Annotated in this window: 12 protein-coding genes and 1 pseudogene; 11 read left to right on the forward strand and 2 right to left on the reverse strand. The window is 38.2% G+C overall.

Translation table 11 applies throughout. The features are described from left to right. Positions 1–190: 190 nt before the first annotated feature. Positions 191–325, forward strand: a pseudogene (locus BAOM_RS25430) (GTP 3',8-cyclase MoaA); the annotation flags it as partial. A 241-nt stretch (positions 326–566) separates the two neighbouring features. Here the strand turns inward: BAOM_RS25430 and BAOM_RS02435 are convergent. Beyond that, positions 567–1,766 (reverse strand): nitrate/nitrite transporter, encoded by a 1,200-nt coding sequence (locus BAOM_RS02435; RefSeq protein ID WP_127758907.1) that lies wholly within the window; start codon positions 1,764–1,766, stop codon positions 567–569. 410 nt (positions 1,767–2,176) lie between these two features. Continuing rightward, positions 2,177–2,506, reverse strand: coding sequence for a MerR family transcriptional regulator (locus BAOM_RS02440; protein WP_127758908.1), 330 nt, complete (start codon positions 2,504–2,506; stop codon positions 2,177–2,179). 341 nt (positions 2,507–2,847) lie between these two features. On the opposite strand from BAOM_RS02440, the gene nirB reads away from it, so the two are divergent. The 10 genes from nirB (at position 2,848) to BAOM_RS02490 (ending at position 13,652) form a co-directional block, all read left to right on the forward strand. Beyond that, entirely contained in the window at positions 2,848–5,262 is a 2,415-nt protein-coding gene (nirB, locus tag BAOM_RS02445) for a nitrite reductase large subunit NirB (protein ID WP_127758909.1), read from the forward strand. A 20-nt stretch (positions 5,263–5,282) separates the two neighbouring features. Continuing rightward, positions 5,283–5,606 carry a nitrite reductase small subunit NirD gene (nirD, locus tag BAOM_RS02450; RefSeq protein WP_127758910.1) on the forward strand — a complete coding sequence of 108 codons (324 nt, stop codon included), beginning with the start codon at positions 5,283–5,285 and terminating at the stop codon, positions 5,604–5,606. A gap of 42 nt (positions 5,607–5,648) precedes the next feature. Further along, positions 5,649–6,497, forward strand: coding sequence for a formate/nitrite transporter family protein (locus tag BAOM_RS02455; RefSeq protein WP_127758911.1), 849 nt, complete (start codon positions 5,649–5,651; stop codon positions 6,495–6,497). Positions 6,498–6,510: 13 nt separating this feature from the next. Beyond that, the gene (cobA, locus tag BAOM_RS02460) at positions 6,511–7,296 is read left to right on the forward strand and encodes a uroporphyrinogen-III C-methyltransferase (RefSeq protein ID WP_127758912.1); all 786 of its coding nucleotides are present in this window, start codon (positions 6,511–6,513) and stop codon (positions 7,294–7,296) included. Further along, a complete protein-coding gene (locus BAOM_RS02465; protein ID WP_127758913.1) occupies positions 7,293–8,051 on the forward strand; it encodes a sirohydrochlorin chelatase in 759 nt (252 codons plus the stop codon). The genes cobA and BAOM_RS02465 overlap by 4 nt, the downstream gene beginning before the upstream one ends. A gap of 47 nt (positions 8,052–8,098) precedes the next feature. After that, positions 8,099–9,151, forward strand: coding sequence for an anthranilate phosphoribosyltransferase (locus tag BAOM_RS02470; protein WP_127758914.1), 1,053 nt, complete (start codon positions 8,099–8,101; stop codon positions 9,149–9,151). Positions 9,152–9,427: 276 nt separating this feature from the next. After that, the gene (locus BAOM_RS02475; protein WP_127758915.1) at positions 9,428–10,537 is read left to right on the forward strand and encodes a CaiB/BaiF CoA transferase family protein; all 1,110 of its coding nucleotides are present in this window, start codon (positions 9,428–9,430) and stop codon (positions 10,535–10,537) included. Between the two features lie 170 nt (positions 10,538–10,707). Further along, positions 10,708–11,505 (forward strand): NUDIX domain-containing protein, encoded by a 798-nt coding sequence (locus BAOM_RS02480; protein WP_127758916.1) that lies wholly within the window; start codon positions 10,708–10,710, stop codon positions 11,503–11,505. Positions 11,506–11,608: 103 nt separating this feature from the next. After that, a complete protein-coding gene (locus tag BAOM_RS02485; protein WP_127758917.1) occupies positions 11,609–12,160 on the forward strand; it encodes a cysteine hydrolase family protein in 552 nt (183 codons plus the stop codon). 22 nt (positions 12,161–12,182) lie between these two features. Next, positions 12,183–13,652, forward strand: coding sequence for a nicotinate phosphoribosyltransferase (locus BAOM_RS02490; protein ID WP_127762419.1), 1,470 nt, complete (start codon positions 12,183–12,185; stop codon positions 13,650–13,652). Positions 13,653–13,668: the final 16 nt, after the last annotated feature.

The raw sequence follows: 13,668 nt of genomic DNA on the forward strand, positions 1-13,668 counted from the left end.
ACTTTATTCCGCCTGTGGGTAGGAGATGAGGATAGAAAAACTATTTTTAAAGAGCGTGGGATTACACTGGTAAGTTATAAAGAGGCTAAAAAAGAAATGGGTGAACAACTGAGTATAGAATAGGAGTTAGAGCCTATAGAGTGGGGGCTTTGGAGAAGGGGTGAAGCGTTATTAATATAAAGACAGCGAAAGTGATGTCGGTTTTATTACCTCCACCTCTAAGCCATTTTGTTCTTCCTGTACACGCGCACGTTTATCTTCAAATGGATTTAATTTAAAAAGTTTAATTGGAAGTGAAGCAGGAGTTATTAGATGCTATTTGTAACGTATGGAATGTATGTGCAGATCCGCGCATCACTATTCTGACGAAGGAACCGAGCAAACCGCCATAAATTGCAAAGAATAGAGACGTCTTATATTAGGGGATGGGACGAATAAGAGAAAATCCTGACTTACTTGTTTGTTTTCTAGTTGGATAAGTTAAAAATCAATAGAATGAAATAAGGTAACTTATGGAGGTGCAAGCCTCTTATAAGTTACCTTATTTGTTTTGCCTTTCTCTATAATTAAGCCGTTTTTTCTTTTAGAGCTAACGTTTTTTTCCATGAAATTTGTGCAACTGTTAACAGAATAAGAGCTGCGATTCCGATGCAAGCATAAACAGCGAATCCAGTTGCATATGTGCCGGTGATTTGCTTTAGTGAGCCGAGTAGATTTGGAATGAAGAATCCGCCTACGCCTCCTGCTGCCCCGACAATACCGGTAATAACGCCAATCTCTTTTTGAAAGCGCTGAGGCACTATTTGGAAAACTGCTCCATTTCCCATTCCGAGACACATCATGCCTAAAAATAATAACATCGTAACAATCGTAAGAGATGGAAGTGTGCTGATTCCAAACATACATAAAGCAAGAATGATAAATAAGAAGTTCAATAGCTTCGCCCCGCCAATTTTATCAGAAATAAAACCACCAATCGGACGGACAAAGCTACCGGCGATTACGCATAATGTAACAAAATCTCCTGCTTGAATTTTTGATAAATCGTATTGATCGACAAAAAAGATGCTTAAAAAGCTAGTTAATCCAACGAATCCACCAAATGTTACACTGTAGAGAAGACAGAAATACCAAGTGTCTTTTAATTTGAAAACAGTTAAATAATTTTTGAGTGGCTGTGGCTCAGGTTGTGTAGGTGGATTTTTCGCAATGAATACATAAGTGATTAAAACGAGTGTGAGTGGAATTAAGGCAACCCCCATTACTCCGTTCCAGCCAAAGTGTTCTGCTAGGCGTGGACCAAATAACGTTGCGAGAACGGTTCCGCTATTCCCTGCCCCAGCAATCCCCATTGCTAATCCTTGTAAGTGAGGAGGGTACCAGCGGCTTGCCATTGGAAGTGCTACCGAGAAGCTTGCTCCAGCAACACCGAGTAATATTCCGATAAAGTAAAGTTCTGACATGGAGTTTCCGAATAACCATCCCCATAATAGAGGAATCATAGTGACAAGCATTCCGCCAATTGCTGTTTGTCGTGGGCCGATTCGATCTGTTAAGACACCGAGTATTAATCGAAAGAAAGAACCAGCAAGAATAGGAATTGCTACAATCATTCCCTTTTCAGCGGGAGATAAATTAAAATCTTCGGTGATATACACACCGAGTGCACCGAGTAACACCCAAATCATAAAACTAACGTCGAAATACAAAAATGAAGCGAGCAAGGAAGGTGCGTGACCATTTTTTGTTAAATTGGATAATTTCATGTGTTAGTCTCTCCTTTTCAAATAATGATTAATGCAAGTATATAGTTTGGTATAAGGGTCTGCTATACTTGCGTAAGGAAATCTAACATCTTTTTTGAAGGTACATCTCTTGCTCTTTCTGTACTGGCTATATTTATGAATAGTGTCGATTTATACGATATTTGGTTTATGTGTGTTGAAAGGTTATGAGGCTAAGAATTAAACATTACATGATTATTGAACAGATTCTTGCATGAAAATAAGCCAGTAAAGGTACCGGGTTCGTTATTTGGGTTACAAGGAGAAACATGCTGCAACTTTAGAATAAGTAAATAGATGAAAAGTTTCAATTTTTCGATAAATTAAAATGTATAGTGGTAATCGTGATGTCGATATATAAGGAGATTGTTTGTTTCATATAGATAGAGCCTTCATTTATAGTTTCTAATACCAAATTGTGCGTTTAATTGCCCTTGTAACATTTTCTTGCGAACAGCTTGTTGTTCTTCTCTTTTCTTTTCTTTTGCTATTTCTTGTCGGATTTCAAATGTTTGGACACCGTCCTCGATTTTATTGGCTATTTCCATTAATAGCTCCACATCTGAAAAAGAATACTTACGGTTCCCGCCGCTGGATCTTTCAGGAAAAATAAGCTTTCTTTCCTCGTAATAACGAATTTGTCTTTCTGACAGACCTGTTAATTCACGCATAACTCCGATAGAAATAACCTTTTTATCTTTATAGGATATATCTTTATCCATCTTCATTCACCTCGAAAAGAATAATTATTTAATTCTTCAAACTTATTCAACTTTTCAGATTTAAATAAATTATACACTATTTATGACGGAATTGTGTCACTAAATATAACGTAATGAGAAATTTGGTACATTGTTCATAAAAAATACCTAATTTATATAGAAGGGAGTTTATATTTAGAAATCTCTGTGGGGAACCAACTTGTTTAACGTAAGCGGTACTCTGTAAAGAGAGTACTTTTAAAAAATGATGTTAGATTTACTGACAATACTGTGGAACATTCTTGTTGAGCTGTTTATAATTTGGACTATATTCATTTCCTAAATTGATTGGGGGACCTTACATGTTAAAGCAAAAAATCGTATTAATCGGGAATGGTATGGCCGGAGTTCGATGTATCGAAGAAATGTTGAAAATTCAACCAAACCATTTTGAAATAACCATTTTCGGAAGTGAGCCTCATCCGAATTATAATAGAATCCTATTATCAAAAGTATTACAAGGTGATACGACGATTGATGATATTACTTTAAATGATTGGAATTGGTATGAGGAGAACGGTATTCAATTATATACGGGTGAAACAGTGACACATATTGATACTGCGAAGCAAGTCGTTTATTCCGATAAAAATCGCGAAGTTCGCTATGATCAATTAATTTTGGCTACAGGGTCGCTTCCTTTTATTCTCCCAATTCCGGGAGTGGATAAAGAAGGCGTAACTGGTTTTCGGGATATTCAAGATTGCGAAAAGATGATGGAATATTCTAATAAATATAAAAAAGCAGCTGTAATTGGTGGGGGATTGTTAGGTCTTGAAGCGGCGAGAGGTCTGTTGGATTTAGGGATGGAGGTTGACGTAGTTCATCTTTCTGATTATTTAATGGATCGACAGTTGGATCCAGCAGCTAGTAAATTATTGCAAAAGGAATTAGAAGGTCAAGGCATGAACTTTTTACTTGGAAAAAATACGCAAGAAGTCATTGGTAACACACATGTTGAGGGGCTTCGTTTTAGTGATGGGGAAGAAATTAAAGCTGACTTAGTAGTAATGGCGGTTGGAATTAAGCCGCATATTCAACTTGCTATAGATAGTGAGATTCCAGTTAATCGAGGAATCATCGTCAATGATTACATGGAAACAAACATCCCGAATGTTTACGCAGTGGGCGAATGTGCGGAACATCGTGGTGTAGTGTATGGATTAGTTGCTCCGCTTTATGAACAAGGGAAGGTATTAGCGAAAAGAATTTGTGGAATAGAAGGAGATCCATATGAAGGAACAGTGCTTTCTACACAATTAAAGGTTTCAGGTGTGGATGTCTTTTCGGCGGGGGAAATTTTTGAAAATGAACAGACGAAAACAATTAAATCTTTTAATGATTGGGAGGGAACATATAAAAACGTCCTTATTCAAGATGGGAAAATAATAGGGGCCGTCTTGTTCGGCGATACAAAGGAAGGCAATAAATTACTAAGTTTCATTAATAAACGTGCAGATGTTACAGAATATTTGGAAGCGGAAAAAGGGGAAGAAGCAGGTGCTAGTCTTGTTGCTACAATGCCTAATGAGGAAATCATCTGTGGATGTAATGGTGTTACAAAAGGAGATATTGTTCAAGCGATCGAGTCTCAAGGGTTAACGAGTGTTGAAGAGGTCAAAGGCTGTACGAGTGCTTCGAGGTCATGCGGGGGCTGTAAATCGTTAGTTGCGGATCTTTTGGAATGTACGTTAGGGGATGCATTTAGTAAATCAAATCAAAAGGAACCAATTTGTAGCTGTACAACATTATCTAGAGATGACGTTATAGCTGAAATTCGCGAAAAGAATTTGACTCATACTCGTGAAGTGATGAGTGTTCTAGGATGGACGACGAGTGAAGGGTGTTCTAAATGTAGACCAGCTTTGAATTATTATTTAGGTATGGTTAATCCACTAGAATATAAGGATGAAAGAGAATCTCGCTATGTAAATGAGCGTCTTCATGCCAATATTCAAAAGGATGGTACATTCTCTGTTGTACCAAGAATGTATGGAGGCGTTACAAATTCAGATCAATTACGGAAAATCGCAGATGTTGCGGATAAGTACAATGTTCCATTATTAAAAGTGACCGGTGGACAGCGAATTGATATGTTTGGTGTGAAGAAGGAAGACCTTCCAAAGGTTTGGGCAGATCTTGATATGCCATCTGGTTATGCTTATGGAAAAACACTTCGAACAGTGAAAACTTGCGTTGGGGAAAGCTTCTGTCGCTTTGGTACACAAGATTCTATGGGCTTAGGTATTGCTTTAGAAAAGAAATTCGAGCGTGTAGGCACACCGCATAAGTTTAAAATGGCTGTTTCCGCTTGTCCGCGTAACTGTGCAGAATCAGGAATTAAAGATCTTGGTGTTGTTGGTGTAGATGGTGCATGGGAAATTTATGTGGGAGGAAACGGTGGTACGCATTTAAGGGCAGCAGATCTATTATGTAAAGTAAAAACAAGTGATGAAGTAATTGAAATAACAGGTGCCTATTTCCAATACTACCGTGAGACGGCTGTCTATTTAGAAAGAACTTCTGTATGGGTAGAGCGAATGGGTCTTGATTCTATCAGAGCCGTTATTGAAGATAAACAAAACCGAATCGAGTTAAACCAACGGTTAAATGAAGCATTATCTGTATTACAAGATCCATGGAAAGAAGCGCTTAACAGCGATAGAATCTTAAAAGATTTATATCAAAGTGTAAAAGTGCCTGCGGGAGTCAAATGAAAAACGAGGAGGAAATGACTATGGAAAAAACCCTTCAGCGAATCAAGGTTGCAACAGTGAGTGAATTACCAAAAGATCTTGGGAAGACGGTACGTGTCGGTTCTCACGAAATTGCGCTCTTTCATTTAGCAAATGGTAAAATTCGAGCGATTGAAAATCGTTGTCCTCATAAAGGGGGCGTGCTTGCGGAAGGAATGGTAAGCGGAGAGCATGTTTTTTGCCCGATGCATGATTGGAAAATCAATGTTTGCGATGGGGAAGTTCAAAAACCGGATAGAGGATGTGTAAATACATTTAAGGTTGAAATAGAAAATGAAGATGTTTATATTGTTCTAGATAAATAGTAATATAGACAGATAGGAATATAGGAAAGAGGGAAGTCCACGATGACGTACGTACAGCCAGAACAAGTTGTGAAAAATATGGTTCAAGCAGGAGCTGCTAAGTCAAAGCTTCCCGTTCGAGACCTTGTAATAAGAGGGGCATTAGCCGGGGCACTTCTCGGCTTTGGCACCACTCTAGCCTTTACTGCAGAAACACAAACACAAATGGGGATTGTAGGTGCACTGCTTTTCCCCGCTTGTTTTGTAATTATTATTCTGCTTGGACTAGAATTGGTTACAGGGAATTTTGCTTTAATTCCTTTAGCTGTTTTAGAAAAGAAGGCAACGTGGCAAGAAATGCTGACCAACTGGTTCTGGGTAATCGTTGGCCATGTTATTGGCGGTTCTTTTTATGCGATGTTATATGTGATTGCCGCTACTCATTTGGGGCATGTGACGGACCATGCTGTAGCCCAAAAGATTATTCAGGTTGCTGAAGCAAAAACGCTAGGCTATTCAGCGTTAGGGACTGCAGGATTGCTTATTGTCTTTGTAAAGGGAATTCTTTGTAACTGGATGGTGGCGTTAGGAGCTGTTATGGCCATGACATCACAAGCAACTCTTGGAAAAATCGTTGCGATGTGGCTGCCTATTTTACTGTTTTTTGCTCAAGGATTTGAACATGCGGTCGTCAATATGTTCGTTATACCCGCTGGAATGATGTTAGGCGCGGATATTACGCTGTCTCATTGGTGGATATGGAACCAAACCCCAGTGTTACTTGGGAACCTTGTTGGTGGTTTGTTATTTACTGGACTTGCTTTATACGTCACATACCGAAGCAGAGAAGTGAACAAAGGGAAAGAACAGGTGAAGAACGATAAAGGCAAGCGAGAGAGAATGGTAAGCTAAGGAGGGACAGCAGATGGGAAAAGTATACTTAGTTGGAGCGGGTCCTGGAGATCCTGACTTAATTACGATTAAAGCATTAAAGTGTATTCGAGAAGCGGATATTATTTTATATGATCGTCTAGTTAATAAATGTTTATTAGAGGAAGCGAAACCGGATGCCACACTTATTTATTGTGGTAAACTTCCGAATAATCATACGATGAAACAAGAAGCGATTAATGCTCTATTAGTTCAATGCGGAAAACAAGATAAAGTTATCACCCGTTTAAAAGGTGGTGACCCTTTTGTATTTGGTCGAGGGGCTGAAGAGGCCGAGGCGTTAGTGGAGAATGGTATTCCTTTTGAAATTGTTCCAGGTATTACATCAGGAATTGCAGCACCAGCTTATGCGGGAATTCCCGTTACACACCGCGAGTATGGAAATTCATTTGCGGTTATAACGGGTCATGGTGTAAAAGGGAAGCCTACCAATATCAATTGGGAAGGGTTGGCGAAAGGGGTAGATACTCTCGTGGTTTATATGGGAGTCGGCAATCTATCATATATTTGTCAATCATTGCTTAATAATGGAAAGAGCGCTGATACGCCAATCGCGTTAGTTCATTGGGGAACAAAGGCGGAACAGCGTACGGTAACGGGTACACTTAGTACGATTGTAGAAGTTGTGAAAGAGAAAAAGATTGAAAATCCGAGTATGATTATTATTGGAGAAGTAGTGAAAGTAAGAGAGAAAATTGCTTGGTTTAAGGAAGCTAATTTAGTGGAATCTAAATGGTTTTTAGAAGGGGAAAGCGTATGAAGGCGGTCTTATATGTATGCCATGGCAGTCGAGTACAGGAAGGATGTCAGCAAGCCATTGAATTTGTTCAAAAAACGCAACAATTAGTGTCAGTGCCGATTCAAGAAATTAGTTTTCTAGAATTGGCTCATCCGACAATAGAAGAAGGCTTTACCCGGTGTATTGAACAAGGAGCAACAGAAATAGCGGTTATTCCTGTTCTGTTATTAGCGGCGGGACATGTTAAAAAGGATATACCAGAGGAACTAGAAGTTCTACAAGCTCGTTATCCCCATGTGAAAATTTCTTTTGGCAAGCCTTTTGGCGTTCATGAAAGAATTGTGGACATTTTATTAGAAAGAATTCAAGAAAAGACAACCGTTATAGATGAGAATACAGCAATTCTATTGGTGGGACGCGGAAGTAGTGATGCAGATACAATTCGAAATTTTGAAGAAATTATTCACCTTTTCCACAATAAAACTAACTTCTCTTATGTGGCTCCATGTTTTTTAGCCGCAGCAAAGCCTCGTTTTGAAGACTTGTTAGAAGAAACCCTTGCAAGAGATGTAGATTCCATTATAGTCATTCCATATTTACTATTTACAGGTCTGCTAATTAAAGGTATAGAAAAAACAATTGATATGGTACAATCAGATAAGGATATTACTCTATGTGATTACTTGGGATTCCATCCATACCTTAGAGAAATTTTGGCAGACCGGGTGAATGAAGCGTTACAAGAGGAAGGAATGGTTTTAGCCCAGTATGCTTAATTATATACAGAGTGATGAATATGTTTAAGTTAAGAGGGTGAAATACATTGCAACAATGGATCAAAGAAGTAGCCAGAGGCAAGCGTGGTGCAAAAGATCTTTCCTATGAACAAACGAGAGAGCTTGCGCGTTTCATCGTAGAAGGAAAAGCAACAGATGCTCAAATTGCAGCTTATTTTATTGCAGAGCGTATTAAGATGGAGTCTCCAGAAGAGTTACTGGCATTTGTTCAGACTTTTCAAGAGAATACGGACAAGCTAACTATAAAAGAGTCTATCCGTGATTGTATAGTCGATTTTGCTGGAGCGTATACAGGCAGAAATTTATTTGCTGCGACAGTACCAGCCTCTATTTTATTAGCTGAAAGTGGTCTTCCAGCTTTTTTGCATAGTAGTGAATCATTACCGCCAAGGTATGGAACGTCTATTAAGGAAATTGTGGAAGAACTAGGGGTAAACACAAATCGAGATGTCCAATCTCTTTCTGAAACCATCGATTCTGCTAACATTGGATTTGCTTGGGCAGATCGATTTTGTCCGTCTTTAGCACAATTGCGCTCCATTCGTGAAGAGTTGGGTGTTCGTACTTTAATGAACACAGTGGAGAAGCTTTTGAATATATCCAATGCAAAATCGTTGATGATGGGGGCATTTCATCGAACAGCAATTGTCAAGATTGCCCCGATTTTTGCTAGCCTACCTTATGAAAATGTTTATATTGTTCAAGGGGTAGAGGGTTCTGAAGATTTGCCCGTTCATCGCAACAGTTTTATTTATACATTAAAGAATAATGAGTTGGATTCCTTCATTGTCAAGCCTGATGAGTATGGTCTGTTTGAGGAAGAAAAGAAGGAAAAGCTGACTCGTAAAGAACAAGCTGATATTATTCTCGCTTTATTAAGCGGCGAGACATCGGAACAATTGAATTATTATTACAAGCAAGTTCTCTTTAATACAGGTATTCGCTATTATCTTTTTGGTGCTGCCCCGACGATTGAAGAGGGAATTGCGCTGGCCAAAGAGCAGCTGCGTTCTCAAAGGGGAATGAAGCAATTGCAAAAGTGGAAAGACTCTTGTGTGTCACAATCTCATTTAGCGTAAAGGAATATAAAAAAAGCAGCAGGTTTGGAGCTCGCTGCTTTTTTATATTCGTATTTAACATAATTAAAAACGGCATTCATCTTCTCATTCTTGGAAAGAGACTAATATCCATAAGGGAATATGTTTCTTATTTCCTTATATTTCTACAAAATATCCTAAATTTAGAGGGGATTATCAGTTATTCTTGTGGTTTTAAAAGGATAATTTGTATAAATATAGAAACTATATACAAGTTAGTTTTTTAATATGGAATATGTTTCGGAGAGGGAGAAGGTAATGACACTATTATCCAATTTAAAAGTATTAGACTTTTCAACATTGCTGCCGGGGCCATTTGCTACGCTTCTGTTAGCTGATTTGGGAGCTGATGTAATTCGGGTTGAAAGGCCTTCTGGTGTAGAAGCATGGGCAATGGATCCATACTTAAATCGTTCTAAGCAGTCTATTACGTTAGATTTAAAAAAGCAAGAATCGATTGAAGCAGTTAAAAAATTAGTGGAAGAATATGATATTATACTAGAACAATTTCGCCCAGGTGTGATGGAGCGTTTAGGACTAGGATATGAAACTTTGAAACAAATCAATCCGCGTCTAATTTACTGCTCAATTACAGGGTTTGGACAAACAGGTCCTTATAAAAATCGCCCAGGTCATGATATTAACTATGTGTCCATGGCTGGTTTATCGAGCTATTCTGGCACGAAAAAAGAAGGACCAGCGAAGAATGGCACCCAAATTGCTGATATCGCAGGCGGTTCAATGCATGCAGTAGCGGGCATTTTAGCGGCCGCTTTATATAGGGAGCAAACGGGAGAAGGTCAATATATTGATATTAGTATGACAGACTGCAGCTTTACATTAAACGCATTATCTGCACCCACGTATTTAAATGATGGAATCGATTTGGAGCCAGAGGACATGCTGTTAAATGGCGGTACATTCTATGATTTTTATGAAACCAAAGATGGTCGATATGTTTCCGTAGGCAGTTTAGAGCCTGTATTTCGGAAACGATTGTGCGAAGGCATCGAGCGTCCTGAACTATTTGAGATGAGTATGAGTCAGGAACCGGAACAGATTCGAGAGTTTAAAGCAATTGTTCGAGAGGCTTTCCTAACAAAGACGTTTGCCGAGTGGCATGATATTTTTACAGAAATTGAAGCATGTGTCGAGCCCGTTTTAACCTTTGCAGAAGCTTGTGAGCATCCGCATATGAAAGCGCGCGGCATGCTTGTCGATGTTCCGAATGTCCATGGAGGAAATGAAAGGCAGATAGCTTGCCCGATTAAATTCTCAAGCTTTACGCCGAATTATAAATATGTTGGGCTGAGTTCAGGAGCAAGTAATGAGAAGATCTTAGGAGAACAGTGGAAGAGTAAAGCGTAAGAACAAGAGCCAGGTGACTGCATAAAGCAGCACCTGGTTTTTATTCGTTTTTTATAAAAGGGTTTGCAAAAAGATTATGTATGTTGTATTATTTGATTAACGATTAGTTAAACATTAATAAATGAAACGGATGTATAAAAAGTTTGAATGTTTGTTATGAGGTGAAAGGTATGTCAGAGGAGTTCGTAAAACCTGAGGAAGCACTTAAAGAATATAAGGTAAGTCAATATAAGACGCCTGATGGCTATACGAGTGATAACGTAATTTTTACAATTGTTCAAGATGAAGAGGCGGTATATGGAAGGACGTTAAAGGTGATGTTAATCAAACGTTCTTTAAAAAATAGTGAAGGGCAACCGAATATTGAAGGAGGGAAATGGGCCTTACCTGGCGGCTTTATTGATAGTACAGAAACGGCATATGAAGCTGCTCGGCGAGAGCTTGAAGAAGAAACAGGTGTGACTAATATTCACGTAAAACATTTTGGGGTATATGATAAGGAAGGAAGAGATCCCAGAGGTTGGATTATTACGAATTCTCATTATGCAGTCGTGCCAGAGTATTTATTATCTATGCGCAAAGCAGGAGATGATGCCGCCGAAGTGGAATTGTTTACTATAGAAGAAGTCTTTACCTTACCTTTGGCTTTTGATCATCAAAAGATTATAAAAGATGCCTTGACTATCATTCAATTAGATATGGTTCAAACAACGTTGGCCAGGGAGTTCTTACCTGAAGAATTTACATTGTCAGAGCTGCGAAGCGTTATTTTATCTGTCGCAGAAGATATAGTGGATGAAGTAGTAAAATCGGAACCATTCTTTTGGAGAAAAGCACCCAAATTACCGTTTATTGAATTAGTGTGTGATAAAGAAGGAAATCCAAAAACAACTCAAAGAAATTCAAAGTTTAAAACAAAGCTTTATCGGTTTAATGATCAAAAACCTGTGAAGAGTATTTATAAATAAGCTTCCGAAAAAGAGAAGATGTGCCGAGTTGTTTCTCTTTTTTTTAAAAAATAATTAACGTTTAGTTAATCATTAATATAAAATACAAGAGGAGAGGGTATAAATGAATAAAAGAGCATTGATTAATATTGATTACACCAATGATTTTGTTAATGGAGCTTTGCCGGTAGGAGAGCCAGCAGAAAAGATTGAAGAAACGATTGTTAGTCTAACAAAAGAGTTTATAGAACAAGGTGATTTTGTCGTTTTTGCGATTGATGCCCATGAGAAAGAGGATCCTTTTCACCCGGAAACAAGTTTATTTCCACCTCATAATATCAAAGGAACATCGGGCAGATTATTATACGGACATTTGCAATCGTTATACGAACAGTATCAACATGAGGCCCATGTATATTGGATGGACAAAACAAGATATTCCGCTTTTGCAGGAACGGATTTGAATCTTAAGCTTCGTGAAAGAGGAATAACAGAAGTTCATTTAGTTGGTGTTTGTACAGACATTTGTCTGCTGCATACAGCAGTAGATTCTTATAATCTTGGATATCATATCGTCGTACATGAAAAAGCAGTAGCTAGTTTTAACGAAGAGGGACATAAATGGGCATTAACGCACTTTGTAAATAGTTTAGGTGCTGAAATTCGATCAAATTGAATAAGTAAAAGGAGAGAAGATGATGAAAAGATCATATAGAGATGATGGTTTAGCTCTTCATACCGATTTATATCAAATTAATATGGCACAAGCTTATTGGAGTGATGGCATCCATCAAAGGAAGGCTGTATTCGAACTGTACTTTAGAAAACTTCCCTTTGGAAATGGCTATGCTGTTTTTGCGGGATTAGAAAAAGTAATTGAGTATATTAATCAGTTTGCCTTTAGTGATAGTGATATTGAATATTTACGCGATGAATTAGGATATAATGAAGAGTTTTTAACATATTTACGCAGCGTAAAGTTTACGGGAACCATTCAGGGAATGAAGGAGGGGGAATTAGTTTTTGGGAATGAGCCTATTATGCGTATTGAAGCACCGTTGGCAGAAGCACAGCTCATTGAAACAGCCTTGCTCAATATCGTCAATTACCAAACATTAATCGCAACGAAAGCTTCTAGAATCAAACAAGTTGTAGGCGATGAAATAGCTATGGAATTTGGAACTAGAAGAGCTCAAGAGATGGAAGCCTCAATCTGGGGCACAAGAGCCGCTTTCATAGGGGGATTTGACGCGACAAGTAATGTTCGAGCGGGGAAATTATTTGGAATCCCTGTTTCAGGTACTCACGCTCATGCAATGATTCAAGCGTATGGAGATGAATATGTAGCCTTCCATAAATATGCAAGCTGTCATAAAGATTGTGTATTTTTAGTCGACACCTTTGATACGTTAAAGTCAGGGGTTCCAACTGCTATTCGAGTAGCAAAAGAGCTAGGCGATAAAATCAATTTTATCGGTATTCGGCTAGATAGCGGTGACCTGGCTTATCTTTCTAAGCAAGCTAGACAAATGTTGGATGATGCTGGTTTTACAGAGGCGAAGATTATTGCTTCTAATGATTTAGATGAATATACGATTATGAACTTAAAATCTCAAGGGGCAAAAATTGATAGTTGGGGAATCGGCACAAAGCTTATTACAGCGTATGATCAGCCGGCGCTTGGAGCTGTGTATAAATTAGTTTCAATTGAAGAGGAATCTGGAAACATGGTAGATACGATTAAAATTTCTGCTAATCCTGAAAAAGTTACAACACCCGGACTGAAAAAAGTGTACCGAATTATTAATCAAGCTAATAAACGCTCTGAGGGAGATTATATTGCTTTAGAAGAAGAACAGGTTCAAGAAGAAGAAAAATTAAAAATGTTCCATCCAGTCCATCCTTATATTAGTAAGTTTGTTACGAATTTTGAAGCAAGAAACTTGCATCATGACATATTTGTGAATGGAACATTAGTATATGAATTACCTGATATTTATGACATTCAACAATATACAAAAGACAGCTTAAAGTTATTATGGGACGAATATAAACGCATTTTGCATCCAGAAGAATATCCGGTAGATCTTAGTACAAAGTGTTGGGAAAATAAAATGCAGCATATTGCTACTGTGCAAGAAAAAGTAGCTAAGTTGAAAGAAACATAAAGGATAAGGAGGGGGA

This window comes from Peribacillus asahii, assembly GCF_004006295.1.
GTDB lineage: Bacteria > Bacillota > Bacilli > Bacillales > DSM-1321 > Peribacillus > Peribacillus asahii_A.

Bases quoted from the DNA above. Each gene is read 5' to 3' on its own strand.
- BAOM_RS02435 (WP_127758907.1), bottom strand. From the start codon at position 1,766: ATGAAATTATCCAATTTAACAAAAAATGGTCACGCACCTTCCTTGCTC.
- BAOM_RS02455 (WP_127758911.1), top strand. From the start codon at position 5,649: ATGACGTACGTACAGCCAGAACAAGTTGTGAAAAATATGGTTCAAGCA.
- BAOM_RS02440 (WP_127758908.1), bottom strand. From the start codon at position 2,506: ATGGATAAAGATATATCCTATAAAGATAAAAAGGTTATTTCTATCGGA.
- BAOM_RS02475 (WP_127758915.1), top strand. From the start codon at position 9,428: ATGACACTATTATCCAATTTAAAAGTATTAGACTTTTCAACATTGCTG.
- BAOM_RS02465 (WP_127758913.1), top strand. From the start codon at position 7,293: ATGAAGGCGGTCTTATATGTATGCCATGGCAGTCGAGTACAGGAAGGA.
- BAOM_RS02490 (WP_127762419.1), top strand. From the start codon at position 12,183: ATGAAAAGATCATATAGAGATGATGGTTTAGCTCTTCATACCGATTTA.
- nirD (WP_127758910.1), top strand. From the start codon at position 5,283: ATGGAAAAAACCCTTCAGCGAATCAAGGTTGCAACAGTGAGTGAATTA.
- cobA (WP_127758912.1), top strand. From the start codon at position 6,511: ATGGGAAAAGTATACTTAGTTGGAGCGGGTCCTGGAGATCCTGACTTA.
- nirB (WP_127758909.1), top strand. From the start codon at position 2,848: ATGTTAAAGCAAAAAATCGTATTAATCGGGAATGGTATGGCCGGAGTT.
- BAOM_RS02480 (WP_127758916.1), top strand. From the start codon at position 10,708: ATGTCAGAGGAGTTCGTAAAACCTGAGGAAGCACTTAAAGAATATAAG.
- BAOM_RS02485 (WP_127758917.1), top strand. From the start codon at position 11,609: ATGAATAAAAGAGCATTGATTAATATTGATTACACCAATGATTTTGTT.